Source organism: Rhizobium sp. BT03 (assembly GCF_030053155.1).
In the GTDB taxonomy this organism is placed as follows: Bacteria; Pseudomonadota; Alphaproteobacteria; order Rhizobiales; family Rhizobiaceae; genus Rhizobium.
Window position 1 is genome coordinate 3,812,264 of the sequence record NZ_CP125640.1, and the last position, 24,488, is coordinate 3,836,751.

The 24,488-nt window shown below is 61.3% G+C and carries 22 protein-coding genes and 1 pseudogene; 14 read left to right on the forward strand and 9 right to left on the reverse strand.

What is annotated here, in order from left to right:
- Window positions 1-196 precede the first annotated feature (196 nt).
- Window positions 197-1,423 carry an ROK family transcriptional regulator gene (locus QMO80_RS18520; protein ID WP_283197817.1) on the forward strand — a complete coding sequence of 409 codons (1,227 nt, stop codon included), beginning with the start codon at window positions 197-199 and terminating at the stop codon, window positions 1,421-1,423.
- A gap of 17 nt (window positions 1,424-1,440) precedes the next feature.
- Here QMO80_RS18520 and aac(6') read toward each other — a convergent pair whose 3' ends face one another.
- A complete protein-coding gene (gene aac(6') / locus QMO80_RS18525) occupies window positions 1,441-1,893 on the reverse strand; it encodes an aminoglycoside 6'-N-acetyltransferase (RefSeq protein WP_283197818.1) in 453 nt (150 codons plus the stop codon).
- A gap of 870 nt (window positions 1,894-2,763) precedes the next feature.
- Window positions 2,764-3,702: a LysR substrate-binding domain-containing protein gene (locus QMO80_RS18530; RefSeq protein WP_283197819.1), complete on the reverse strand. Its 939-nt coding sequence runs from the start codon at window positions 3,700-3,702 to the stop codon at window positions 2,764-2,766.
- Window positions 3,703-3,933: 231 nt separating this feature from the next.
- On the opposite strand from QMO80_RS18530, the gene QMO80_RS18535 reads away from it, so the two are divergent.
- Genes QMO80_RS18535 through QMO80_RS18545 form a run of 3 tightly spaced genes read left to right on the forward strand, consistent with a single transcriptional unit; the run spans window position 3,934 to window position 7,258 of the window.
- Window positions 3,934-5,061: an alcohol dehydrogenase family protein gene (locus QMO80_RS18535; RefSeq protein ID WP_283197820.1), complete on the forward strand. Its 1,128-nt coding sequence runs from the start codon at window positions 3,934-3,936 to the stop codon at window positions 5,059-5,061.
- A gap of 27 nt (window positions 5,062-5,088) precedes the next feature.
- The gene (locus QMO80_RS18540; RefSeq protein WP_283197821.1) at window positions 5,089-6,204 is read left to right on the forward strand and encodes a mandelate racemase/muconate lactonizing enzyme family protein; all 1,116 of its coding nucleotides are present in this window, start codon (window positions 5,089-5,091) and stop codon (window positions 6,202-6,204) included.
- Between the two features lie 52 nt (window positions 6,205-6,256).
- Window positions 6,257-7,258: a glycine betaine ABC transporter substrate-binding protein gene (locus tag QMO80_RS18545; protein WP_283197822.1), complete on the forward strand. Its 1,002-nt coding sequence runs from the start codon at window positions 6,257-6,259 to the stop codon at window positions 7,256-7,258.
- Between the two features lie 364 nt (window positions 7,259-7,622).
- Here the strand turns inward: QMO80_RS18545 and iolG are convergent, their stop codons facing one another.
- Entirely contained in the window at window positions 7,623-8,615 is a 993-nt protein-coding gene (gene iolG / locus QMO80_RS18550; protein ID WP_283197823.1) for an inositol 2-dehydrogenase, read from the reverse strand.
- Between the two features lie 198 nt (window positions 8,616-8,813).
- Between iolG and QMO80_RS18555 the strand changes: the two genes are divergently transcribed.
- Window positions 8,814-9,113, forward strand: coding sequence for a hypothetical protein (locus QMO80_RS18555; protein WP_283197824.1), 300 nt, complete (start codon window positions 8,814-8,816; stop codon window positions 9,111-9,113).
- Here the strand turns inward: QMO80_RS18555 and QMO80_RS18560 are convergent, their stop codons facing one another.
- Complete coding sequence (locus QMO80_RS18560; protein ID WP_283197825.1) at window positions 9,114-9,578, reverse strand: hypothetical protein; 465 nt, start codon at window positions 9,576-9,578, stop codon at window positions 9,114-9,116.
- Window positions 9,579-9,725: 147 nt separating this feature from the next.
- The gene (locus QMO80_RS18565; protein WP_283197826.1) at window positions 9,726-10,730 is read right to left on the reverse strand and encodes a LysR family transcriptional regulator; all 1,005 of its coding nucleotides are present in this window, start codon (window positions 10,728-10,730) and stop codon (window positions 9,726-9,728) included.
- 271 nt (window positions 10,731-11,001) lie between these two features.
- Between QMO80_RS18565 and chvE the strand changes: the two genes are divergently transcribed.
- The 6 genes from chvE (at window position 11,002) to araD (ending at window position 19,293) form a co-directional block, all read left to right on the forward strand.
- Entirely contained in the window at window positions 11,002-12,066 is a 1,065-nt protein-coding gene (gene chvE / locus QMO80_RS18570) for a multiple monosaccharide ABC transporter substrate-binding protein (RefSeq protein ID WP_003565744.1), read from the forward strand.
- A gap of 99 nt (window positions 12,067-12,165) precedes the next feature.
- Complete coding sequence (gene mmsA / locus QMO80_RS18575) at window positions 12,166-13,704, forward strand: multiple monosaccharide ABC transporter ATP-binding protein (RefSeq protein WP_283197827.1); 1,539 nt, start codon at window positions 12,166-12,168, stop codon at window positions 13,702-13,704.
- Window positions 13,701-14,912, forward strand: coding sequence for a multiple monosaccharide ABC transporter permease (gene mmsB, locus QMO80_RS18580; RefSeq protein ID WP_116406728.1), 1,212 nt, complete (start codon window positions 13,701-13,703; stop codon window positions 14,910-14,912). Before mmsA ends, mmsB begins: the two co-directional genes overlap by 4 nt.
- A gap of 115 nt (window positions 14,913-15,027) precedes the next feature.
- Complete coding sequence (gene araD1 / locus QMO80_RS18585) at window positions 15,028-16,023, forward strand: AraD1 family protein (RefSeq protein ID WP_283197828.1); 996 nt, start codon at window positions 15,028-15,030, stop codon at window positions 16,021-16,023.
- A gap of 35 nt (window positions 16,024-16,058) precedes the next feature.
- Window positions 16,059-17,492: an aldehyde dehydrogenase family protein gene (locus QMO80_RS18590; RefSeq protein WP_283197829.1), complete on the forward strand. Its 1,434-nt coding sequence runs from the start codon at window positions 16,059-16,061 to the stop codon at window positions 17,490-17,492.
- A gap of 61 nt (window positions 17,493-17,553) precedes the next feature.
- Entirely contained in the window at window positions 17,554-19,293 is a 1,740-nt protein-coding gene (araD, locus tag QMO80_RS18595; RefSeq protein ID WP_283197830.1) for an L-arabinonate dehydratase, read from the forward strand.
- A gap of 244 nt (window positions 19,294-19,537) precedes the next feature.
- Here the strand turns inward: araD and QMO80_RS18600 are convergent, their stop codons facing one another.
- Window positions 19,538-20,875, reverse strand: coding sequence for a TadE/TadG family type IV pilus assembly protein (locus QMO80_RS18600; RefSeq protein ID WP_283197831.1), 1,338 nt, complete (start codon window positions 20,873-20,875; stop codon window positions 19,538-19,540).
- A gap of 330 nt (window positions 20,876-21,205) precedes the next feature.
- Between QMO80_RS18600 and QMO80_RS18605 the strand changes: the two genes are divergently transcribed.
- A complete protein-coding gene (locus QMO80_RS18605; RefSeq protein ID WP_283197832.1) occupies window positions 21,206-21,406 on the forward strand; it encodes a type II toxin-antitoxin system VapB family antitoxin in 201 nt (66 codons plus the stop codon).
- On the forward strand, window positions 21,403-21,786 hold the full coding sequence (locus QMO80_RS18610) for a type II toxin-antitoxin system VapC family toxin (RefSeq protein WP_283197833.1): 384 nt from the start codon (window positions 21,403-21,405) through the stop codon (window positions 21,784-21,786). The genes QMO80_RS18605 and QMO80_RS18610 overlap by 4 nt, the downstream gene beginning before the upstream one ends.
- A 73-nt stretch (window positions 21,787-21,859) precedes the next feature.
- Here QMO80_RS18610 and QMO80_RS18615 read toward each other — a convergent pair whose 3' ends face one another.
- The 3 genes and pseudogenes from QMO80_RS18615 to QMO80_RS18625 form a co-directional block, all read right to left on the reverse strand.
- The gene (locus QMO80_RS18615) at window positions 21,860-22,108 is read right to left on the reverse strand and encodes a hypothetical protein (protein ID WP_283197834.1); all 249 of its coding nucleotides are present in this window, start codon (window positions 22,106-22,108) and stop codon (window positions 21,860-21,862) included.
- Between the two features lie 10 nt (window positions 22,109-22,118).
- Entirely contained in the window at window positions 22,119-22,685 is a 567-nt protein-coding gene (locus tag QMO80_RS18620) for a hypothetical protein (protein ID WP_283197835.1), read from the reverse strand.
- A 160-nt stretch (window positions 22,686-22,845) separates the two neighbouring features.
- Window positions 22,846-23,517: pseudogene (locus tag QMO80_RS18625) on the reverse strand (APC family permease); the annotation flags it as partial.
- Here QMO80_RS18625 and QMO80_RS18630 point away from each other — a divergent pair.
- Window positions 23,516-24,400 carry a MurR/RpiR family transcriptional regulator gene (locus QMO80_RS18630; RefSeq protein ID WP_283197836.1) on the forward strand — a complete coding sequence of 295 codons (885 nt, stop codon included), beginning with the start codon at window positions 23,516-23,518 and terminating at the stop codon, window positions 24,398-24,400. The pseudogene QMO80_RS18625 and the gene QMO80_RS18630 overlap by 2 nt on opposite strands.
- Window positions 24,401-24,488 lie beyond the last annotated feature (88 nt).

Sequence of the window (24,488 nt, forward strand, 5' to 3'; positions counted from 1 at the left end):
CTCGACAGTCGAGAAATTTGATGTCAGAGATTTTTTCGGCTGTCAACACTGGGCCGTCAGCTTATTTTTCCTTGCGGAACGGCGGTTGGCGATGCAGTGGAAGCGAGGGCGGAGAGAAGCATGATGCCGAAAAGTCTGAGCGCTTTTCGGGCGGACAACATGCTCCAACGATTGAATAGGGGAGAGGGCGGCATTCATGCTGACCAAGTCGAGCACGGAGCTGGTCCGGCAGAGAAACAGCGTGCTCGTGCTGTCCGTGCTGCGCCGTCACGGCGCGCTCGCCCATACCGAAATATCCGATTTCACCGGCCTTTCCTCGGCCACCATCTCGGCGATAACAGCCGATCTGGAACGCGCCCATATCATCGAAAAATCCGAGCAGCAGGCCGCCAGCGGCCGCGGCCGGCCGCGCGTGCTTCTGCGCCAGCGGCGCGATTGCGGCTATCTCATCGTCGTCATCATCTCGTCGGATGCCGTGCAATATTCGCTTGTGGATTATGCCGGCAAGCTGATCGACCGCTTCAGCGAGGAGCGCTCGCATGATCCGGCAGGGGCCGCCCGCTTCGTCGCAGGCGTGCGCGCCGGGCTCTCCCGCATTCTCGAGCGCTCCAGGATTTCCCAGGAAAAAGTGCTGCTGATCTCGATCAGCAGCAAGGGCCTGGTCAATTCAACCGAGCCGGTCCTCGTTTGGTCGCCGATCTTCGGCAGCGATCAGATCGATTTCGAATCGGTGCTGCGGCCGGACTGGCAGGCCAAAGTCATCCTCGACAACGAGACGCTGCTGGTCGCAGCCGCTCTCGGCGCCCGGGAGGAGATCGTCAAGGGCGCCGATTTCCGCTCGCTCGCCGCCCTCTCGCTCGGCCACAGCATCGGGCTCGGCATCGTCAGGCGCGGCGGCGGCCAGACCGGCCAGGAAATCTCGGCGCCGAATTTCGGCCACATGCTGCACATGGCGGGTGGCGGCCTCTGTCGCTGCGGCACCCGCGGCTGCATCGAAGCCTATGCCGGCTTCTACGCCATCCTGCGCAGCGCCTTCGAAGTGCCGCTCGATACGATCCCGGCAAAATTCGTCCCCGTCACCGAACTCGACAAAATCGCCGCCAAAGCCCGCCAGGGCCACCGCACCTCCACGATCGCCTTCCGCCAGGCGGGCCTGGCGCTCGGCAACGGCCTGTCGCGCATGCTCAGCCTCACCGAACGCATGCCCATCGCCATCACCGGCCCCGGCACCCGCTATTACGATCTGCTGCGCCAGGGCCTCGAAGAGGGGCTGGGCCAGTCCCATATCGTCCGCATGGAAGGCATGCCGGAAATCCGCGTCGTGGCCGACGAACCGATCCTCGTCTTCGAAGGGCATCTCAACCGGGCGCTCTCGGTGATCGACCAGGATATTGTGATCTCGGGGGGGCAGGGCGGGGATTAAAGCCCCCCAACACCGGCCTACAGCGGCTTGCGGAAGAACACGACGCGTTGTGTCTCCTCAAATCCTAAAGCGGCATGGAGCGCGTGGCTGGCTGAATTCTCAAGCGGCGCGTCGGAGCCGAACTCAACACACCCAAGCGACTTTCCCCAAGCGGCAACGGCATTGCAAAGCAATCCTGCGATACCCTTTCGCCTGTCAACGGGCCGGACATAAATCCCTTCGAGGAACAGAACGGGCGAACTGCTGCATCCATTCACATAATCATGTCGCAAAGTGGCTTCAGCAAACCCGACAGCGTCATTCGCAGCATTTCGCGCGATGAACGCGACGGCTTCTGCATTTTCCGACAGAAATGCCCGGCCCAACTCAGCTCGATGATCCTCAAGCGAGTGATGCGGCCACAGCGCAAGGCGAAGCTGCGCCCATGGCTCAACATCTTTTATAGTCCCAATCTCAATGATCGATTCCATATTGCGATTCCCTCCTGTCGAAAAAATCCCAATTAAAGCGGTGAGTGCGTAGATGCTTCACGAAGATATTTCCAAACACCCATGCCACAAGGGGTTTCGGCAGTATCGACTTGGATTACACATTTCGGTTGGGGGCTGGGGTTGAGGGGTCTTTCACCTTTAGCCGGCTCGATCAGCTGCGGGCATGGATTCCAGGCTCAAGGCCTGGAATGACAGAGGTTGGAGGTGCGCTGCCGCCAAACAGGCTGTCGATATTTCGGATGGCGCGAGGTGCTTTCGCGTGCCTGTTATAGCGCCGCCCGCCCGGTAACGCTTCATTCCCCTGCGCCGACGGCGAGTTTGGCGCAAACGCAACCCCACCCTCCGTCATCCCAGACCTCGAGCCTGGGATCCATGCCACGACTGCCAGTGAATGCGGCGTGGGTCCTCGGGTCAAGCCCGAGGACGACGGAGGATGGGGTAGCTTCTGGAGCAAGACAGCGAGGAATACGGCCACAGCTGCGATTTTTACATGGGCCTCGCCGGCTCCTTCATCTGCCGGTCACCTTATCCCCGAGGGGAGAAAAGAGAATCGAAAGGTCGTGGCATCCCGTGATCACGGGTAGATGGCGGCAACCAGGATGACAGGCCGCTCTCGGCCCCGCCTTCGACCAGAAACTGAACGCCTCATCCCCTGCGCCGATGGCGAGTTTGACGCAAACGCAACCCCACCCTCCGTCATCCCAGGCCTCGAGCCTGGGATCCATGCCACGACTGCCGGTGGATGCGGCGTAGGTCCTCGGCTCAAGCCCGAGGACGACGAAGTGTGGGGAAACGCCGACGATTCTGACGGTGAACTCAGGCCGAGAGAAAGCGACCATCCGGACTGTTTTAGGAAGACGGCCGCGCCAAAGGCATCGGCGTCCTTCTTTCCTCTTCGGCAATCCCTCTAATCCAGTCGCGCAGCGACAGGGCGGCGGGAGGCAGTGCGCGGGTGCTGTTCCAGGTGAGATAATAGGCCCCGGGGTCGGGAACGACCAGATCGGTGAAGCGCACCAGGTCCCCCTTTTCCACCAGGGGGCCGACCAGACGGTGCCAGCCGACGACCAGCCCCTGGTCGGCCATGGCCGCCTGCAGCGCGACGCTGAACTTGCCGAAGCGTCTGCCGCTGGCGGCGTGATACGGCACGCCGCCGCGTGACAGCACCTCTTCCCAGCCGGTCCAGCCGGGCTCGACCCACTCGACGTTCAGGAGCGGCAGATCGGCCAGATCGGCGGCCGTGGCACCGGCATGCCGTTCGGCGAAACCTGGGCTGCAAACCGGATAGAGACAGTCGTCGAACAGGAATTCCGCCGTCTCGTCGATCCATTTGCCGGATCCGTAGCGGATGCGGATCTCCAACTGCGATGGGCGGAAGGTCTTGAAGTTGTCGCCGATCAGATGATCGACTGATATGTCGGTGAAGCGCCGCCAGAAATCCGGCATGCGGGGAATAAGCCACATCGACCCGAACACCTCGCTGCAGGCAATCGTCACGTTGCGGGCGCTGTTGCCCTGCTTGATCGAATTGACGACTTCGGAGGCCCTGGAGAAACCGCTTGCCAGCGCCCGGTACAATTGTTCGGCGGGAGCGGTCAGCATCACGCCTTTGCCGGTGCGCACGAAAAGAGCACTGCCGATTTCCTGCTCCATCGACTTGATCTGCCGGCTGACGGCGCCGGTGGTGACGTTGAGCTCGGCTGCCGCCAAGGTGAAATTGCCGTGCCGGGCGGCGGCCTCGAACGTAGCAAGCGCGGTCAGGGACGGCAGACCATAGAAACGGCGAACCATTGACCTTCCCCCATCCATCCCCAGCGCCTGTCGGCGCGGCGTTGATATCTGCGCCATGATAACGCAGGCAGACCCGTTCGTCTTGAGTTTAACTCAACACATGCCGGATTTTTATGTGTCTTGTCTTCAAGGTCGCCCTGCCGTTTTCATAGGTCCATCGACAGCGTGTCGCGAGGAGAAGGCGCCTATGCGGGGCGTTGGCAACGCTGTTTTTCGAGGTCCCAAACAGACATGAACATTGAGACGACCACATCGAAACAAGCCTTGCAAAGGCTTCCAGAGCGGATGAAGGGCGTTCTCCTCACCGGCCATGGCGGTTTCGAGAAACTGGAATATCGCGAGGACATTCCGCTTCCCCGGCCGAAAGCCGGCGAGGTGCTGATCCGCGTCGCTGCGGCCGGTGTCAACAACACTGATATCAACACCCGCATCGGCTGGTACTCCAAGGCGGTGACAACAGGCACGGAAAGCGGCGGGGCAACAGGCTTCCAGTCGGCGCAGGATGCCGACGCCAGCTGGTCCGGCATGCCGCTCGCCTTTCCGCGCATCCAGGGCGCCGATTGCTGCGGGCGCATCGTCGCGGTCGGAGAGGATGTGGATCCCGGCCGGATCGGCGAACGGGTGCTGGTGCGCAACATGCTACGCTCCCATACCGATTACCGGCCCTTTGAGTGCTGGACCTTCGGCTCGGAATGCGATGGCGGCTTTGCCCAATATGCGGTGGCGCCGGCGCGCGAGACTTATCGGATCGATTGCGATTGGAGCGATGTCGAACTGGCGTCGCTGCCCTGCGCCTATTCCACAGCCGAGGGCATGCTGCACCGGGCGGCCGTCGGTGCTGGCGAGCACGTGCTGATCGCCGGCGCCTCCGGCGGCGTCGGCTCGGCGGCGATCCAGCTGGCGAAGCGCCGGGGCGCAAGCGTCACGGCGATCTCAAGTCCCGATAAGGCCCAGCAATTGGTGGCGATCGGCGCCGACCGCGTCCTTCCTCGCGGCGAGAGCATCGTTGCCGGCCTCGGCAGGGAGGCGGTCGAGGTCGTGCTCGATGTCGCCGCAGGTCCGTCCTTCAGCGAGCTGCTCGACGTCCTGAAAAAGGGCGGGCGATATGCCGTTGCCGGCGCCATCGCCGGGCCGATCGTCGAGCTCGACATCCGAACCCTCTATCTCAAGGACCTGACCTTCTTCGGATGCACCTTCCAGGAGGACGTCGTTTTCGAAAACCTCGTCTCCTATGTCGAGCGCGGCGAAATCAAACCGCTCGTCGGCAAGAGCTACCCCTTGCGCGACATCGTCGAGGCGCAGCGAGATTTTCTGTCGAAGCGCATCGCCGGCAAGCTCGTCCTCGTGATCCCCGAATAATGTGATCCCTGAATAAGAAGAGCCCAAATGAGCGAACTCAAAATCGAAAAAATCGACGTCTTCCAGGTCGACCTGCCCTATTCGGGCGGCGTCTACCGCCTGTCGGGCGGCAGGGAATATAGAAGCTTCGATGCGACGATCGTCAGGATCACGACGCAGAACGGGCTGGAGGGCTGGGGCGAGAGCACCCCGTTCGGCGCAACCTATATCGCCTCTCACGCGCTCGGCGTGCGCGCCGGCATTGCGGAAATCGCGCCCAGCCTGATCGGGCTCGATCCCCGCCGCGTCGATCGCATCAATGACGCCATGGACCATGCGCTGATCGGGCATCTCCACGCCAAGACGGCGCTCGACGTCGCCTGCTGGGATCTGTTCGGCAAATCGGTCGGCCTGCCGGTCTGCGAGCTGCTCGGCGGCCGCACCGATGTGAAAATGCCGGTGATCTCGTCGATCTATATGGGCGATCCGGACGATATGCGCCGGCGTGTCGCCGAGCATCGCCAGCTCGGTTATATCGCCCATTCGGTCAAGATCGGCGACGAGCCGGCTGTCGATGCCGCCAGAATTGCCGCCTCGCTCGCCGACAAGCGGCCCGGCGAATTCTTCATCGTCGATGCCAATGGCGGCATGACTGTGGAAACCGCGCTTCGTATGCTGCGGCTGCTGCCGGCCGGGCTCGATTTCGTGCTCGAGGCCCCCTGCGCGACCTGGCGCGAATGCATGTCGCTGCGCAGGCGCACGGATGTGCCGATCATCTTCGACGAACTGGCGACCGACGATGCGACGATCGCCCAGCTCCTCAGCGACGACGCCGCCGAAGGCATCGGCCTGAAGATCTCCAAGAATGGCGGGCTGACCCGCGGCCGCCGGCATCGCGATATCTCGGTCGCCGCCGGCTACACCGTCAGCGTCCAGGAAACGACGGGCTCGGACATCGCCTTCGCGGCCATCGTCCATCTCGGCCAGACGGTGCCGGAAAAGAACCTGCGCTGCGTGCTCGAATGCCGGGACATCGTCAAGCTCAAGACCGCCGACGGCGATTTTACGGTGCGTAACGGCCGGGTCACCGCCCCCACAGCACCGGGCCTCGGCATCACGCCCCGCCTCGAAGCGCTGGGAGTGCCCGTGGCGAGCTACTTCTAAACAGGGATACGGCGCCCTGTCTTATCGACGCCGTAAAGAAGAGGGAACGAAAATGAAAAAACTGCTTGCATCCACATGTCTGCTGGCCGGCCTTGCCGGCTTCGCATCGCTTTCTCATGCGGCCGAATGCGGCGACGTCGTCCTGGCCGTCCATAATGCGCAGAGCGCCGAACTCCTGACCTTCGTCGACAAGTTCATCCTCGAAAACGGTTACGGCTGCAATGTCGAGACCGTTCCCGGCGATACGGTGCCGACCACGACGTCGATGGTGGAGAAGAGCGAGCCCGACGTCTCGTCCGAAACCTGGGTCGACCTGCTGCCGGAGATCGTTCCGCGCGGCGTCCAGGAAGGCAAGATCGTCTTTGGCGCGCCGGCGCTTCCCGACGGCGGCATTCAGGGCTGGTGGATCCCCAAATATCTGGCCGACGCCCATCCCGACATCAAGACCGTCGAGGACGCTCTTGCCCATCCCGAACTCTTTCCCGATCAGGAAGACCCGAGCAAGGGTGCGATCTTCAACGGCGCTGAAGGCTGGGGCGCGACCGTCGTCACGACACAGCTGTTCAAGGCGTACAAGGCGGCCGACAAGGGCTTCACCCTGATGAACCCGGGCTCGGCAGCCGGCCTCGACGGCGCGATCGCCAAGGCTTATGAGCGCAAGCAGGGCTTCATCACCTATTACTGGGCGCCGACGGCTTTGCTCGGCAAATATCAATTGGTGAAGCTGAAGCAGAATGGTTCGGCCGATCCCGTCGAATGGAAGCGCTGCATCACCAACCTTGCCTGCCCCGATCCGAAGGTCGCTGACTGGCCGGTCGACAAGGTGATGACCGTCGTCACCAAAAAGTTTGCCGATCGCACCAGCCCCGACGTCATGGCCTATTTCAACAAGCGCGGCTGGAGCAACGACACGGTCGGCAAGATCATGGCCTGGGAAACGGAAAACCAGGGCACCGGCGAAGACGGCGCCAAGCGCTTCCTCCAGCAAGACGAAAGCATCTGGTCGCAATGGGTGCCGGCCGATGTCGCCGAGAAAATAAAGGCTGCGCTTTAAAGAACGAGGAGAAGGTCGGCGAACAGCCCTTCATCCGGCTGCCGCCGCCTTCTTCCCGCCTGCGGGGAGAAGAGACATGCCGCGATCCCTCTGTTCGTTAGGTGTGTTCCTTCTCCCCGTCAGACCATAAAGTCGAGTAGAGAATGGCTTTTGCCACAAACGCAAAATGGCCGGATGAGTGCCCGGCCATCTCTTTATAATTTCTCGCTAAAGCATGTCTCGCAAAAGTGTGCAGCAGTTTTGCGATAAAGACATGCGTAAAAACAAAGACCTAAAGCGTGACAAGCGAATCTGAAAGATCGCGACACGCTTTAAGGAAAGCGCATCGCGCTTTCCTAAGACCGATTTCGATCGAGCCGATGCGTCACCCAACCTTGACCAGCTTGCCTTCCTTGACCGACTGCACCGCCGCATCGGCGAGCACCAGAGCCGCCAGGCCATCGGCGCCCGACGGCGAGATCTTCGTGCCCTTTTCGATCGCGGCGATGAAGGCGGCGATTTCGTTGGCGTAGGCTTCGGTGTAGCGGGTCATGAAGAAATCATGCAGCGGCGGGCGGGTGTAGCCGTCGCCGTTGGCCACTTCGATCGACACCGGGCGCTGGTTTTCGGCAGCCGCCATGCCCTTGGCGCCATGCACTTCGATGCGCTGGTCGTAGCCGTAGGTGGCGCGGCGGGAGTTGGAGATGACGGCCTGCTTGCCGGATTTGGTCTGCAGGATCACCGAGACGCTGTCATAGTCGCCGGCTTCGCCGATCGCCTTGTCGACCAGCACGGCAGCGGTCGCCAGCACCGAGACCGGCTCTTCGCCGAGCAGGAAGCGGGCCATGTCGAAATCGTGGATCGTCATGTCGCGGAAGATGCCGCCCGAGCGCTTGATGTAATCGACCGGCGGGGCGCCGGGGTCGCGCGAGGTGATCGTCACCATTTCGACATCGCCGATCTTGCCGTCGTCGATGACCTTGCGCACCGCCATGAAATGCGGGTCGAAGCGGCGGTTGAAGCCGACCATCAGCTTGGCGCCGGTCTCTTCCACCACCTTGATGCAGGCCTTGACGCGGGAAACGTCGAGATCGATCGGCTTTTCGCAGAAGATCGCCTTGCCGGCGCGGGCGAAGCGCTCGATCAGGTCGGCATGCGTGTCGGTCGGCGTGCAGATGACGACGGCGTCGATATCCTTGGCGGCCTCGATCGCCTCGATGGTGCGGACCTCGCAGCCATAGGCCGAAGCGATGGCCTCGGCTGCCTGCGGGAAGGCGTCGGCGACCGCGACCAGCGTCGCATTGGCGTCGCCGCTGACGGCTTTCGCATGAACCTTGCCGATGCGGCCGGCGCCGAGAAGACCAAATCTCACTGTCATAGCAACCTCCCTTGAATTCGGAACAAATAAACCGAATTGCCAAAAATCTGGAATTTTCATTCCATCTTCTCTGCGTCGCGTCAAGCCCGCGGCTCTTTCACATTTGCAAGATTCGAACTAAAGACAAGCGCGACACAGGCCATGAGCAGTGCGGCACATGCCAGGGGCATGTGCGATATATTTGACCGCGGGGCAAAGATGCAACTGATTGATCCGAACCATCCGGCATACCGGCGCCTTTGGGTGCGCGTCGCCATCGTTGCCGTCTGCTTCGGCTGGGCGGCGTTCGAGATTGTCGGCGGCGATCCCTTCTGGGCGGTGCTGTCGGCCGCGGCGGGCGCCTATTCCTTCTATATGCTGTTCTGGACCTTCAATCCGCAGCCTGAGGTCGCCGCGCCGGCGGCTGAGCCTGACGCCGATGACGAGGACGAGCCTGCGGAGATATCCCCCGCGGAGATATCCGCGGAAAAGCCCACCAAGCAGGCAGACCAGGACTAGTCAGCGGCCCAATCGCCGCAGCGCCTCGTCGATCAGCAGATTGGCGAGCATCATCCGCTTCGTCGCATTGTCACGGAAGGGCAGGGCGATGCCGTCAGGATGGTTCAAGCGGGCGAAGGCGCGGCGCTTTTCGCGCAGCGTCAGCGGCGTATCTTCCGCCGAGATCGCCAGTTCGGCGGCAACCTCCTGCGGCGTCGTGCGGGTGAGATGTTCAGGCATGACAGGGGTGGGCGCGGCCGCCGGGCTCTCCGCGATCGCAACGGCCGCATCGAGATCCAGATTGTCGAAATAGGCTTCGCCGATCCGCCGCGAGGCGACCGAGACACCCTCCATGACATCGAAGGCAAAGCCGGTGCCGAGGCCGGCCACCCGGTGGGCGGCCGGCGCTTCGGCCTCGTCGGCCGTCTCGTCCTCGGCCTTCAGCCGCTCGAGCACTGATTGAAAGACCGACTGTCCGAACAGCATCCCGCATCCTCAAGAGCATCCCGCTGGAAACACCCGACGTGCTCTAATTTTTTCACGCAATTTCCGGACGCAAAAACCGCTGCGGATTTTTGCCGGAATTGCTCCGGCGCGCATTAAGACCGGGCAAGATGGCGCCGGGCTTGCGGCCTATTCCGCCTGCTTCCGGCTCTCCTCCAGAATCATGTCATAGAGCAGCCTGGCGCTCGGCGGCAGCGCCCGTTCGCTCGCCGCGATCAGGCTGTAGGGTTTGACGTTGATGTCGAAATCGATCGGCAGCACGCGCACATCGGCGGCCTTGGCGCCCTGGCCGGCAAGGAAATGGGCGACGTCGACGGCGACGGGGGCGATCGCATCGGTTTCGCAGACGATGGCGCAGGTGAGCAGCAGCGAGGAGGTGTTGACGATATTCTCCGGCAGCGCCACGCCGCGCGCCAGGAAAATGTCTTCGATCGTGCGGCGCAGCAGCGTGCCCGGCGGCTGGAACACCCAGTCGTAACCCCTGACGTCGGCAAGGCTGCTCACCTTCTGCTTCAGCAGCGGATGGCTCTTGCGCACGATCAGGCAGGCCCGCTCGATGCCGATCTCCGTCACCTCGAACAGGCGCGGGTTGAGGTCATCAGGGATGCGGCCGATGATGAAGTCATGGCGGGCGGCGAGCAGCTCGCGGGCGAGCACATTGCTGGTCTCCACCTGGATGTTGATCTCGATGCCGGGATAGGCCTTGCGCACCTTGTTGATCGCCGGCACGACCAGGCTCATGGCCGGCGCCGTCACCGCGCCGATGAAGACCGAGCCGCCCTTGCCGCTCTTCAGTTCGCCGATCTCGCGGCTCGCCTCGCGCAGCTCCAGCAGGATTTTTCGCGCGCGTCTCGCAAGGGCCGCGCCGAAGGTCGTCAGCACCACGCCGCGGGCCACGCGCTCATAGAGCTGCGTCTTGGTGATCGATTCCATTTCGGACAGCATGCGCGATGCGGCGGGCTGCGAGATGTTGAGGACTTCCGCAGCTGCGGAAATCTGTCCGCTATCTTCGATTGCGACGATCATCCGCAGGTGATTCAGCTTAAGTCCTGCACGTAAAAGGCTGTCATCGCCGAAATTATCACTGTGGATATCGACGTGGTCCATCGAAATGGGCTCGGAAACAATCGTCATGGTTGCAGCCTCCTCGCTGCGCTCCATCAAAAGTAATACTTTTTAACGATATACCAAAATTGTTATGCACTTTACCAGTTATTCTATTTGACAGTTATAGGAATCCATACCAGTTTGCCGCCGTGTGCTGGTTGGCACTCAACACGTGTGAGATCGTGGAGGAGACCTACTTCGTTTCTCACCATCTGAAGTAACTATCCAATACGGAACCTGCCACAGTTTCGGGGCGGGCGATTTTTCGTCCGCTGCTCTATTAACAAGGGAGAGAGAAATGAAGTCCATTATCTCATTGATGGCTGCGGCTGCCTTCGGCGTCGCTTCGTTCGTTGCACCGGCAATGGCCGCCGACAAGGGCACCGTCGGCATTGCCATGCCGACCAAGGCTTCGGCCCGCTGGATCGACGACGGCAACAACATCGTCAAGCAGCTCGAAGCTGCCGGTTACGCCACGGACCTGCAGTATGGCGACGACGACATTCCGAACCAGCTTTCGCAGATCGAAAACATGGTCACCAAGGGCGCCAAGGTTCTGGTCATCGCTTCGATCGACGGCACGACGCTTTCCGACGTTCTGCAGAAGGCTCATGACGCCGGCATCAAGGTCATCGCTTATGACCGTCTGATCCGTGATTCGGGCAATGTCGATTACTACGCGACCTTCGACAACTTCCAGGTCGGCGTTCTGCAGGCAAACTCCATCGTCGACGGCCTCGGCCTCAAGGATGGCAAGGGCCCGTTCAACATCGAACTGTTCGGCGGTTCGCCGGACGACAACAACGCCTTCTTCTTCTACGATGGCGCAATGTCCGTCCTGCAGCCCTACATCGACTCGGGCAAGCTCGTCGTGAAGTCCGGCCAGACCGGCATGGACAAGGTCGGCACCCTGCGTTGGGATCCGGCAACGGCCCAGGCCCGCATGGACAACCTGCTCTCGGCTAACTACACCGACGCCAAGGTCGACGCCGTTCTGTCGCCTTACGACGGTCTGTCGATCGGTATCATCTCCTCGCTGAAGGGAGTTGGTTACGGTACGGCTGCTCAGCCGCTGCCGATCGTCACCGGCCAGGACGCTGAAATCCCGTCAGTCAAGTCGATCATCGCCGGCGAACAGCACTCGACGATCTTCAAGGACACCCGCGAACTCGCCAAGGTCACTGTTGCCATGGTCGATGCCGTCATGTCCGGCAAGGAGCCTGAGGTCAACGACACCAAGACCTACGACAACGGCGTCAAGGTCGTTCCGTCCTACCTGCTGAAGCCGGTTGCCGTCGACAAGACCAACTACAAGCAGATCCTCGTCGACAGCGGTTACTACTCTGAAGACAAGCTGAAGTAAGACGTTAAGCAGGAGGCCGGAACCCGCGCTTGCGGGTTCCGGTCTTCGATTTTATGATCGCCAAGCCGCTTGGCGGCTCACGGCGCTGGAACTTTGACTATGGACAATACCATCCTCGAAATGCGGAGCATCACCAAGACGTTCCCGGGCGTCAAGGCGCTGGAGAACGTGAACCTCAAGGTTCGCAAGGGTGAAATTCACGCATTGGTCGGCGAAAACGGGGCCGGCAAATCGACCCTGATGAAAGTCCTATCGGGCGTCTACCCCACCGGAAGTTATGACGGCGACATCGTCTATGAAGGCGAGACGCGCAACTTCAAGGTCCTGAAGGATTCCGAAGAAATCGGCATCGTCATCATTCACCAGGAACTGGCGCTGGTGCCGTTGCTGTCGATCGGCGAGAACATCTTCCTCGGCAACGAGAATGCCAAGAGCGGCGTCATCAGCTGGGACGAGACGTTCAATCGCACCAAGCAGCTGCTCAAGAAGGTCGGCCTGTCGGAATCTCCGAACACGCTGGTGACCGACATCGGCGTCGGCAAGCAGCAACTGGTCGAGATCGCCAAGGCGCTGTCGAAGAGCGTCAAGCTGCTCATCCTCGACGAGCCCACCGCCTCGCTCAATGAAAGCGATTCCGACGCGCTACTGACGCTGCTGATGGAATTCCGCAAGCAGGGCATCACCTCGATCATCATTTCCCACAAGCTGAACGAAATCCGCAAGGTCGCCGACCAGATCACCGTTCTGCGCGACGGCATGACGGTCAAGACGCTTGACTGTCATGCGGACGAGATCAGCGAAGACATCATCATCCGCAACATGGTCGGCCGCGATCTCGAAGACCGCTACCCGCCGCGTTCGGTGCCGATCGGCGAAACCATTCTCGAAGTGAAGAACTGGAACGCCTATCACCAGCATCACCGCGACCGCCAGGTCCTGCACGATATCAACGTCACCGTCCGCAAGGGCGAAGTCGTCGGCATCGCCGGTCTGATGGGGGCGGGGCGCACCGAATTCGCCATGAGCCTGTTCGGCAAATCCTACGGGCACAAGGTGTCCGGTGAAGTGCTGATGCATGGCAAGCCGGTCGATGTCAGCACCGTGCGCCGTGCGATCGACGCCGGTCTCGCCTATGTCACCGAAGACCGCAAGCAGCTCGGCCTGGTGCTCAACGACACGATCCTGCACAATACGACGCTGGTCAACCTGAAGGCGGTGTCGAATGCATCGGTCATCGACAGCGTCAAGGAATCCCGGGTTGCGACCGACTATCGCTCGAAGCTGCGCATCCGCTCTTCCAGCATTTTCCAGGAAACGGTCAATCTTTCCGGCGGAAACCAGCAGAAGGTGGTGCTGTCGAAGTGGCTGTTCTCCAATCCCGATGTTTTGATCCTCGACGAGCCGACGCGCGGCATCGACGTGGGTGCAAAATACGAAATCTATACTATCATCAATCAGCTCGCGGCTGACGGCAAAGCCGTTCTGATGATCTCGTCGGAAATGCCGGAACTTCTTGGCACCTGCGACCGCATCTACGTCATGAATGAAGGGCGTATCGTTGCGGAACTGCCGAAGGGAGAAGCGAGCCAGGAAACCATCATGCGCGCCATCATGCGCTCAGGAGAGAAGAAACAATGACGCCGATCAATCAACCCATCGCTGAGCAAGGGCGCGTCGTCTCGATCGGAGACTACGTTCGCGGCAACATCCGGGAATACGGCATGTTCATCGCGCTGATCGCGATCATGGTGTTCTTCCAGATTTCGACCGGCGGCGTTCTCTTCAGGCCGCTCAACCTGACCAACATCATCCTGCAGAACTCGTTCATCGTCATCATGGCGCTCGGCATGCTGCTGGTTATCGTCGCCGGCCATATCGATCTTTCGGTCGGCTCGGTCGTCGGTTTCATCGGCGCCATCGCCGGGGTGATGACGGTGCAATGGCACGTCAACTATGTCCTGGCGGGTGTCGTCTGCCTTGCCATGGGCGCGCTTGTCGGCGGCGTCCAGGGTTATTTCGTCGCGTATCACAAGATCCCGTCCTTTATCGTAACACTCGCCGGCATGCTGGTCTTCCGCGGCCTGACGCTGTTCGTGATGACGGCATCGGGGACCGGTACCAGCATCGGTCCTTTCCCGCCGGAGTTCCAGCTGATCAGCATCGGCTTCCTGCCGAACCTGTTCGATATGGGCGGCATCAACTCGACCTCGATCATTCTGACCGTGATCGGCGCCGTCGCCCTGTTCTACATGGCATGGCGCAAGCGGCTCTCGAACGAGCGGCATGGCAATGACGTCGAGCCCATGGGTTTCTTCCTCGCTCAGAACATCATTGTCGCGCTCGCCATTCTGGGGCTCGGCCTCCAGCTGTCGGTCTATCGCGGCTTTCCGAACGTGCTGGTCGTCATGCTGGCCCTGGTCGCGGCCTATGCCTTCATCACCCGTCGCACGACGATCGGCCGCCGCATTTACGCCATGGGCGGCAATGAGAAGGCGACCAAGCTTTCCGGTATCAACACCGAGCGGCTGACCTTCCTGACCTTCGCCAATATGGGACTGCTCGCCGGTCTCGCCGGCCTGATCGTGGCGCTGCGCCTCAACTCGGCGACGGCCAAGGGTGGTTTCGGTCTCGAGCTCGACGTCATCGCCGCCTGCTTCATCGGCGGCGCGTCGGCCCAGGGCGGCGTCGGCAAGGTGACGGGCGCGGTCATCGGCGCCTTGATCATGGGCATCATGAACAACGGCATGTCGATCCACGGTCTCGGCACCGACTCGCAGCAGATGGTCAAGGGCGCGGTGCTTCTCGCCGCCGTGTTCTTCGACGTCTACAACAAGAACAAGGGCTGAGCGCTTAAGCGCAGCCCCGCATTCGCAGTTATATGAGTGATCAATTCCGGCTCCTGATGGAGCCGGACAGGCGGAGCTTTTCCTGGTCTTCGCCGGAACGAGAAGGATCGAAGTCGTGCTTATTTCCCAGATCAAGGGTGCCAACGGAGAGATCGTCGTCGCCGTGCGCGAGCAGGGCGGCGCAGCCAGGTCGGTGAAGAACGCCGGCAGCGTCTACGCGCTGGCGATGGAAGCCGCCGATGGCGGCCAGTCGCTTGTCTCAGTCATCGAGGCGCATGGTTACGGTGATGCCGTCGATCTTGAGAAGGTCTATGCGGAAGGCCGCTTCCTGCCGCCGATCACCCATCCGGACGCTGCCCACCTGCATCTGACCGGCACCGGGCTCACGCATCTCGGTTCGGCCGCCACCCGTGATTCCATGCACAAGAAGACCAGCGAGGCGGCCGAGGAAACGCTGACCGACTCGATGAAGATGTTCAAGATGGGCCTTGAGAACGGCAAGCCGAAGGCCGGCGAAAAGGGCGTGCAGCCCGAATGGTTCTACAAGGGCAACGGCCATGGCACGGCTGCTCCCGGCGCGCCGCTCGTCTCGCCTTCCTTCGCGCTCGACGGCGGCGAAGAGCCTGAAATGGCCGGCATTTACGTCATCGCCAGCGACGGCTCGCCGTTCCGCATCGGCTTCGCTTTGTCGAACGAGTTTTCGGACCACGTCACCGAGCGGATCAACTATCTCTATCTGGCCCACTCGAAACTGCGCCCCGCCGCCTATGGTCCGGAAATCCGCATCGGCGCCGCCCCGGACGACATCCGCGGCACCTCGCGCATCAAGCGCGGCGACAAGGTGATCTTCGAAAAGCCCTTCCTGTCCGGTGAAGCGAACATGTCGCACACCTTCGCCAATCTCGAATATCACCATTTCAAATACGGCCTCTTCCGTGCGCCTGGTGATGTCCATGTCCATATGTTCGGCACGGCGACCCTGTCTTTTGCCGACGGCATCAAGGCGGAAGAGGGCGATGTCTTCGAAATCGAAGTCACCGAATTCGGCCTGCCGCTCAGGAATCCGCTGAAGGTGGCCGCCGAAGAAGAGATCGCCGTCAAGCAGCTCTGATTTCTCATAAACGGTAAAGGAGGCTTGTTCAGCCCATGACCATTTATCAAAACCTGATCGCCGGCGAATGGGTCGGCACCAACGCGACGAAGAACATCAACCCGTCCGATACGAACGAAGTCGTCGGCCTCTATGCCGACGGCAGCGCCGAAGACACGAAAAACGCCATCGCCGCCGCCAAGGCCGCCTTTCCGGCCTGGTCGCGCTCGGGCATCTGGGAACGCCACGTCATCCTGAAGAAGACCGGCGACGAGATCATGGCGCGCAAGGACGAGCTCGGCGCGCTGCTCGCCCGTGAAGAGGGCAAGACCCTGCCTGAGGCCACCGGCGAGGTCATTCGCGCGTCGCAGATCTTCGAATTCTTCGCAGGCGAAGCGCTGCGGCTGGCCGGCGAGGTGATCCCGTCGGTGCGCCCGAACATCGGCGTCGAAATCACCCGCGAAGCGCTCGGCGTCATCGGCATCATCACGCCCTGGAACTTCCCGATCGCCATTCCCGCCTGGAAGATCGCGCCGGCGCTCTGCTACGGCAACACCATCGTCTTCAAGCCGGCCGAGCTGGTGCCCGCCTGTTCCTGGGCGATCGTCGATATCCTCAACCGCGCCGGCCTGCCGAAGGGCGTGCTGAACCTCGTCATGGGCAAGGGCTCGGTGGTCGGCCAGGCGATGCTCGAAAGCCCCGATGTTGCCGGCATCACCTTTACCGGCTCCACCGGCACCGGCCGCCGCGTCGCCGCCGCTTCCATCGAGCATAACCGCAAGTTCCAGCTGGAGATGGGCGGCAAGAACCCGATGGTCGTGCTCGACGACGCCGATCTTTCCGTCGCCGTCGAGGCAGCCGCCAATTCCGGCTTCTTCTCGACCGGCCAGCGCTGCACCGCGTCCTCGCGGCTGATCGTCACCGAAGGCATCCACGACAAGTTCGTCGCCGCACTGACCGACAAGCTGAAGACGCTTGTCGTCGACAACGCGCTGAAGGCCGGCACCCATATCGGCCCCGTCGTCGACGAGCGGCAGCTGAAGACCGACACCGACTACATCGAGATCGGCAAGTCGGAGGGCGCCAAGCTCGCCTTCGGCGGCGAAGTGATTTCGCGCGAAACCCCCGGCTTCTACCTGCAGCCGACGCTGTTTACCGAAGCGACCAACCAGATGCGTATCTCGCGCGAGGAGATCTTCGGACCTGTCGTTTCGGTGATCCGGGTCAAGGATTACGACGAGGCGCTGGCGACCGCCAACGACACGCCGTTCGGTCTTTCGGCCGGCATCGCCACGACCAGCCTGAAACATGCGACGCACTTCAAGCGCAATTCGGAAGCCGGCATGGTCATGGTCAACCTGCCGACGGCGGGCGTCGATTTCCACGTTCCGTTCGGCGGCCGCAAGGGTTCGTCCTACGGCCCGCGCGAGCAGGGCAAATATGCCAGCGAATTCTTTACCGTGGTCAAGACGGCCTACACGCTGGCTTGAGACATATCCGATGACCCGGGCCGTACGAGGCGGCCCGGCAATCACCTGAAGGACAGAGACGATGAAAAAGAAAGCGGAATGGCCGCGCAGGCTGAGGTCGCAGGAATGGTATGGCGGCACGAGCCGCGACGTGATCTATCACCGCGGCTGGCTTAAAAACCAGGGTTATCCGCACGACCTGTTCGACGGACGGCCGGTGATCGGTATCCTCAACACCTGGTCGGATATGACCCCGTGCAACGGTCATTTGAGGGAACTCGCCGAGAAGGTGAAGGCGGGCGTCTGGGAGGCCGGCGGCTTCCCGCTCGAGGTGCCAGTGTTCTCGGCCTCCGAAAACACCTTCCGCCCGACCGCGATGATGTACCGCAACCTCGCGGCTCTCGCCGTGGAAGAAGCGATCCGCGGCCAGCCGATGGACGGCTGCGTGCTGCTCGTCGGCTGCGACAAGACCACGCCGTCGCTGCTGATGGGCGCTGCCTCCGTCGACCTGCCGTCGATCGTCGTCACCGGCGGCCCGATGCTGAACGGCTATTTCCGCGGCGAGCGCGTCGGCTCCGGTACGCATTTGTGGAAGTTCTCCGAGATGGTGAAGGCCGGCGAGATGACCCAGGCCGAATTCCTCGAGGCTGAGGCCTCGATGAGCCGTTCCTCGGGCACCTGCAACACCATGGGCACCGCCTCGACGATGGCGTCGATGGCCGAAGCGCTCGGCATGGCACTGTCCGGCAATGCCGCGATCCCGGGCGTCGATTCCCGCCGCAAGGTGATGGCGCAACTGACCGGCCGCCGCATCGTCCAGATGGTCAAGGACGATCTGAAGCCTTCCGAGATCATGACGAAACAGGCCTTCGAGAACGCCATTCGCACCAATGCGGCGATCGGCGGATCGACCAATGCCGTCATCCATCTGCTGGCCATCGCCGGCCGTGTCGGCATTGATCTGACGCTCGACGATTGGGACCGCTGCGGCCGCGACGTTCCGACCATCGTCAACCTGATGCCATCGGGCAAATATCTGATGGAGGAGTTCTTCTATGCCGGCGGCCTGCCGGTGGTACTGAAGCGCCTCGGCGAAGCCGGCCTGCTGCACAAGGATGCGCTGACGGTCTCCGGCGAAACCGTCTGGGACGAGGTCAAGGAGGTCATCAACTGGAACGAGGATGTCATCCTTCCGGCTGAAAAGGCGCTGACGTCGTCCGGCGGCATCGTCGTGCTGCGTGGCAATCTCGCGCCGAAGGGCGCGGTGCTGAAGCCTTCGGCTGCCTCGCCGCATCTGCTGGTGCACCGCGGCAGGGCTGTGGTGTTCGAGGATATCGACGACTACAAGGCCAAGATCAACGACGACAGCCTCGACATCGACGAGACCTGCGTCATGGTCATGAAGAACTGCGGGCCGAAGGGCTATCCCGGGATGGCCGAAGTCGGCAATATGGGCCTGCCGCCCAAGGTGCTGAAGAAGGGTATCCTCGACATGGTGCGCATTTCCGACGCCCGCATGTCCGGAACGGCCTACGGCACCGTCGTGCTGCACACCTCGCCGGAAGCGGCGGTCGGCGGCCCGCTCGCCGTCGTGAAGAACGGCGACATGATCGAGCTCGATGTGCCGAACCGTCGTCTGCATCTCGACATATCGGACGAGGAACTGGCGCGGCGGCTGGCCGAATGGCAGCCGAACCACGATCTGCCGACATCGGGCTATGCCTTCCTGCATCAGCAGCATGTCGAAGGGGCCGATACCGGCGCCGACCTCGACTTCCTCAAGGGATGTCGCGGAAACGCAGTCGGCAAGGACAGCCACTAAAACAGAATGTTTTAGGCCGGATCGGCCTAAATCTGAATCATTCGGTATATAAAGAGTTAGAGCACGATGCGCCCGAGAACCGCATCGTGCTCAAAGCGCATCGCGTCAAACTTGATTCATGCGCCGCGCTTTAGCTCTTTGTTTTCACGCATGTCGTTGCGGCAAAAGCGCTTCGCGCTTTGCCTGGGAAAAGCGCTTCGCGCTTTGCCTGGGAAAACCGCGGCACACTTTTGCGCGACATGCTTTAGCTGGTTATCCGAGGCGCGCTGACGATCTTCAGGAACAGGGCCTCCATGGCCTCCTCAATGCCGTCCGTTGGACTGACTGCGAAGTAGAAGCCGGGGGTGGCGCACTCTTCCATTTTCGTGGCGATCTTGCTCTCGAAAGGCTTAACCCAGTCATTGTAAAAGCTGTTGTCGGGTAGGGGCAAATAGGTCGTATAGAGGACGGCGACTTTGATGCCGCGATCTTTGAGCTTCTTGCAATAAGCCGTGTCGATGGGTTCGATGCATCGTCCGCCGTTTGCGCCTTTCGGGCTGGTGCATCCGGCCGGCTTATAACTATCGCCAACACCGTCAGCGACAAAAAACACGATCTTCTGACGATCGGCATTGCTGGTGCCCATGCCGATGTTGCCCTTGATTTCGCCTTCAATCCCTTTCAGCGCTTCGTCAAAACTGGTTTGCTGGTCGCTGTAGTAGTTCTGATAGGGAATGCTCATCAGACCGATCATGTTGGTGGCGGCTGCCACGGCGCTCAAATCATAGTCCAGATCGGAGACCTTGAAGAGCTTCGCGTTTTTGGCGTCCTGGGCAGTCTGGCCGAAGGTGTATGCGGCGACCCGGAACTGGCTCGGCATGGACTGTGTGTCCTTCGCCTTGGCCATCAGGGCTTTGATGGCGGCGGCCACCACATCGATACGGATGGTCACGCCATTCTCGCGTGCGACATTGTAGTAGCTCTTCTTATCCTCAACGCCTTTCTCAGAAACGATGTGGCATGCGAAGGCGCAGTTTTTATCTTTGCCGCCATCGTGGCCGTTCACCGTCGCTTTTTTCATGGCGGTTATATCATCGGTGGTGGCGGCAACACCCATCGATGGGGTGTTATCCAGCAGCATGAAGAAATCCATGTAGGACGGGATCTCATACTGCGCTGTTGCCGTCCCGGAAACGGGGATTTGATGAAATCCCAACACCTGCATGAATGTCGTCGGCATCTGCGCGCTGAAGGATACAGTCGAGCTGAGCGTGCCGCCCTGTTTTTGAACGCTGATGTCGACGGCAACGGGAACGTCGCCCTGTTTTTTGGACATCTGTGAAAAGAAGATTTTCTGCGCTTCGGATTTGCCGAGCGTCAGCAACCCGTCGCCCGACAGCGTGGCTGCTTGTTTTGCCGCATCCGAGTTTTTCGTGATGGATCCCACGGCTGCCGCATCCGCAGCGGCATACAATTCTGTGCGAAGCGACAGGGCGCTGCCAAAATCGATGGCTGTGCCCGCCGCACCCAGCAGGGGAATGACCAGCAGCGCCGTCATAATTCCAAAATTGCCCGACCGGTCAACAATAAAACGATGCAACATATAGGGGCCGCCCTTCCCGGTAGCCGTGTCAACGTAGCCGCCACAACCGCATATCTACGAGCCGATCACTAACAGCGGAGCATAAACCAAAGGAAAATACGTACGGTTGTGTTCTAATTAAATCGCCGAAATCCCGGATTTCGCGTGAACTCGGGGCCCGGAAAGCCGCCCGCGGAATCATCAAGCTCTTTCTTTTCCGCTTACATGGTTGAGCGCTCGCACTGCGCTGCCTCAGCCGTGGGGCGAAGTCCGGCATATGGGGCGGAATATCGGCGTGGATTTTATCACCAATTGGTGCTACTTGATGTGCTTCAACAGAGGAGCCGGCTGATGCGATCCACGATCAATCTCGATGACGCACTCATGGATAGGGCGAAGTCTTTGACCGGCATTAAGGAAACCGCAGCTCTCGTCCGACAAGCGTTGGAAACGCTTGTTCGCGTAGAGTCCGGAAAGCGCCTCATCGCACTCGGAGGAACCATGCCGGATGCCGAGGCAGCCCCGCGCCGCCGGAGCGCAGCAGTTAAGTGATCTTGGCAGACACTTCGATCTGGATTGACCATTTCCGACATGCCGATGCAGAGCTACGCAGAATTATTGAAGACGATCGGCTGCTTTGCCATCCGAGCGTGATCGGCGAGTTGGCTCTCGGCAGCCTTAGGGATCGCGACAGGGTGATGGCCTTCCTGGCGGCTCAGCGCGGAGCGGTTGTCGCGACGCACGATGAAGTCATGACCATGATCAATCGGTATGGCATTTTCAGCATGGGCATCGGCTACACCGATGCTCACTTGCTGGCGTCCGTTCTTCTTGAACGGAGAGCGACGCTATGGACCAGGGACAAGCGGCTGCGGCTAGCGGCCGAAAAAGCGGGCGTCTCATTGCACATACCGGTCAACACGCCCCGCTAGCGAAGCGGTGCAGTCGCAAGTGGTCTTGAGGAGGTGCGGACCTAAAACCGCGGCACACTTTGCGCGACATGCTTTAAAGGCGTGCCAGCCTCGCTCGGCGGTAGGCATCGGGGATGGACAGGGCCCAGATGAAAAGCCCGCCTGCGTGCCGGCCGATGAAGGATTGATCGGATGTCGTCGTCATGAAGGTGAGGATGGAAAAGAACATGACGAAGAGGACGAAGGTCAGCCCGCGGCGCGGCTCTCCTATCGCCACGTGACCCGCGCCTGGCAATATGATGGCCAGTGCGAGAACGAGATATGGATTGGGCCCTTTTTCCATCGCACGCTCCTTAAATGGCATCGACGGCTGCGCGTTGCACAGCGTTGGCGGCAAGCGAACGGAGTTCCAGTGCCATATCCAGTGTTCGGCGTATCGTCGGCTGGGGCACGGTGCCGACCGAAAAGCGCGCTTGCCGCAGCAGGAGATGAGCCGAACGCTCGCCTTCTGCCGCCTGGATCACCACGCGAACCATCCGCGGCGTGACGACGGCCTCCTTGAACCTGGGGTCGGCAACCAGGCCGGCCAGGCCGTGTCGCAGGGAAAGCCATTGGCGGTGCATCGCATCGGCGGTGCCGCGCATCAGCACCGGAACCTCAGTCGCCGGCGGGGCCATCCACTCGTTCAGGCCGTGAACCGCCGAATAATATTCCGAACCCGTCGGCCGCGCGAGGATGCCGACCGAGGGCCACGCATCGGCAATGCCGTCCTGTAATGTGACCCGCAGCCAAAGCTGCGGCAGCCGGCGTGTCACCATCGTATCGGTGAAAACATCGAGGGTGACTGCCGTGCCGTCCTCCAGGCTGCCGCTCACCACAGGATGATCATCTGCGGAAAGCCGGAAGCGGGGGGACGTCAAGACAGCCGCCGCTTCATCCAGCAGCCTATGGCGCCGCGCCATCACCTTGCGATGCTCTTTGAGCGCAAGCGCTGCGAGCGAGATGCATGCGGCCAGCGAGAGGATCAATAGGCCAAGGGAAACGATCGCGTTACCTCACAGCAGGAAGGGACAGGCATTGTCAGTAGCCCTCCGGCCTCGGCCACGGCATGGTAAACTGGTCGCCGCGCCGGACATAGCGGTAGCGGCGGAAGTGGACCCACAGCGATGCCACGATGTAAAAACCGGTCATGGCGATGAGCTGCGTCCCATAGCCGAGGAACACCGCAAAGTAGGCGGCGCCGCAAAGCAGGAGCAGCACGATGGTCGGCAGCGGATGGAACGGATGGACGTATCCGCGCTTGATGCTTCCCAGCGGCCACTTGTTGCGGAACATCACCATGTTGAAGGTCATGAAGGTATAACCGAGCAGGCCGGACAGGATCGAGAAGGTCACGACCTGGTCGAGCGGCGCTCCCAGCGCAAAGATCAATGCGATCGGCACGAGAAAGACGATGGAGCGATAGGGTGTCCGGTAAACGGGATGCACCGCGCCGAACCAGATCGGCAGATAGCGGTCGCGGCCCATGGAAAACCAGGCGCGAGACGCATCGTTGATGCAGCCGTTCGCCGAAGCCAGCGTCGAAAACAGCGTGCCGACGAAGAGCAGAACCATGAGGCCGGTGTTCCCGGTCACCCGGGCGGCGTCGAAAAGCGGCGTGCCCGCCTGGCCGAGATATTCCCAGGGAATGAGGCCGGAACAGACGTACCAGGTCATGGTCGCGGCGATCAGCAGGGTCATGATCCCTGCCATGAAGCCGACAAGGTCACTGGAATCCAGAATCTATTCCGCCTATGCCGGCCTTTCTCCCTCTGAACGGCGGCTGGCCGATGTGATGCTCGAGCATCAGATGGATCTGGCGCTTTACACGGCAGGCGAGCTTGCCCGCAAGGCGGGCGTTTCGACGGCGACGGCGGCGAGGCTCATTCGCACCTTCGGCTATTCGTCCTATCCCGCCGCCAAACGCCAGATCCGCGAGGCGATCCATTGGGGATCGCCGCAGGGCGGCGCAATCGATACCGCGCAGCATGCCGCCGAAGTCCCGACTTTGGCGGCGGTGGTCCAGACCAATATCGACAACATCCGCGCCACGGCGGACGGAACACCGCCGGAGACGCTCGATGCCATCTGCAGCGCCTGTGTCGAGGCCGAACGGGTCTTCGTGGTCGGCATGCGCAACGGCTTCGGCCTGGCGCATTATGCCGCGCATTACCTCGGCCTGATCAAGAACGACGTGCGGGTTCTGCCGGCCACCGGCACCTCGATGGCGCATGAATTGTCGGGTATTCGCGAGGGAGATCTGGTGATCTGCTTCGCCTTCCGCCGCCGGCCGCGCAAGCTTCCGCTGCTTCTGAACGAGATCCGGGCCACGGGCGCCATCGCGGTGTTGATTACCGATATCAGTGCCGCCGAAAGCGCCAAGGCTGCCGACCACGTCATTCGATGCCGCTGCCATTCGCTGGCGGCATTCAACTCTTTCACCGCGGCTGCGACGATGATCGATTATATCTCCTGGACCGTCGCGGCGCGGCTGGGCGAGCTCAGCGTCGAACGCTTCCGCAAGATCGACCGGATGGTCGAACTGATCGACGATGTCGCCACGCCCAAGCGGGAAACGGCGCGGCCGAAAGGCTAATCCGCCGGCGGGCGGATCAGAGGAATTCGCTCTGGCATCAGAGAGGAAAGCGCCTGACAAAAACGGCCAGTCGAGGCGCTGGTGAAAA

Bases quoted from the DNA above. Each gene is read 5' to 3' on its own strand.
- QMO80_RS18520 (WP_283197817.1), top strand. From the start codon at position 197: ATGCTGACCAAGTCGAGCACGGAGCTGGTCCGGCAGAGAAACAGCGTG.
- QMO80_RS18530 (WP_283197819.1), bottom strand. From the start codon at position 3,702: ATGGTTCGCCGTTTCTATGGTCTGCCGTCCCTGACCGCGCTTGCTACG.
- QMO80_RS18535 (WP_283197820.1), top strand. From the start codon at position 3,934: ATGAACATTGAGACGACCACATCGAAACAAGCCTTGCAAAGGCTTCCA.
- QMO80_RS18540 (WP_283197821.1), top strand. From the start codon at position 5,089: ATGAGCGAACTCAAAATCGAAAAAATCGACGTCTTCCAGGTCGACCTG.
- QMO80_RS18545 (WP_283197822.1), top strand. From the start codon at position 6,257: ATGAAAAAACTGCTTGCATCCACATGTCTGCTGGCCGGCCTTGCCGGC.
- iolG (WP_283197823.1), bottom strand. From the start codon at position 8,615: ATGACAGTGAGATTTGGTCTTCTCGGCGCCGGCCGCATCGGCAAGGTT.
- QMO80_RS18555 (WP_283197824.1), top strand. From the start codon at position 8,814: ATGCAACTGATTGATCCGAACCATCCGGCATACCGGCGCCTTTGGGTG.
- QMO80_RS18560 (WP_283197825.1), bottom strand. From the start codon at position 9,578: ATGCTGTTCGGACAGTCGGTCTTTCAATCAGTGCTCGAGCGGCTGAAG.
- QMO80_RS18565 (WP_283197826.1), bottom strand. From the start codon at position 10,730: ATGACGATTGTTTCCGAGCCCATTTCGATGGACCACGTCGATATCCAC.
- chvE (WP_003565744.1), top strand. From the start codon at position 11,002: ATGAAGTCCATTATCTCATTGATGGCTGCGGCTGCCTTCGGCGTCGCT.
- mmsA (WP_283197827.1), top strand. From the start codon at position 12,166: ATGGACAATACCATCCTCGAAATGCGGAGCATCACCAAGACGTTCCCG.
- mmsB (WP_116406728.1), top strand. From the start codon at position 13,701: ATGACGCCGATCAATCAACCCATCGCTGAGCAAGGGCGCGTCGTCTCG.
- QMO80_RS18590 (WP_283197829.1), top strand. From the start codon at position 16,059: ATGACCATTTATCAAAACCTGATCGCCGGCGAATGGGTCGGCACCAAC.
- araD (WP_283197830.1), top strand. From the start codon at position 17,554: ATGAAAAAGAAAGCGGAATGGCCGCGCAGGCTGAGGTCGCAGGAATGG.
- QMO80_RS18600 (WP_283197831.1), bottom strand. From the start codon at position 20,875: ATGTTGCATCGTTTTATTGTTGACCGGTCGGGCAATTTTGGAATTATG.
- QMO80_RS18605 (WP_283197832.1), top strand. From the start codon at position 21,206: ATGCGATCCACGATCAATCTCGATGACGCACTCATGGATAGGGCGAAG.
- QMO80_RS18615 (WP_283197834.1), bottom strand. From the start codon at position 22,108: ATGGAAAAAGGGCCCAATCCATATCTCGTTCTCGCACTGGCCATCATA.
- QMO80_RS18630 (WP_283197836.1), top strand. From the start codon at position 23,516: ATGAAGCCGACAAGGTCACTGGAATCCAGAATCTATTCCGCCTATGCC.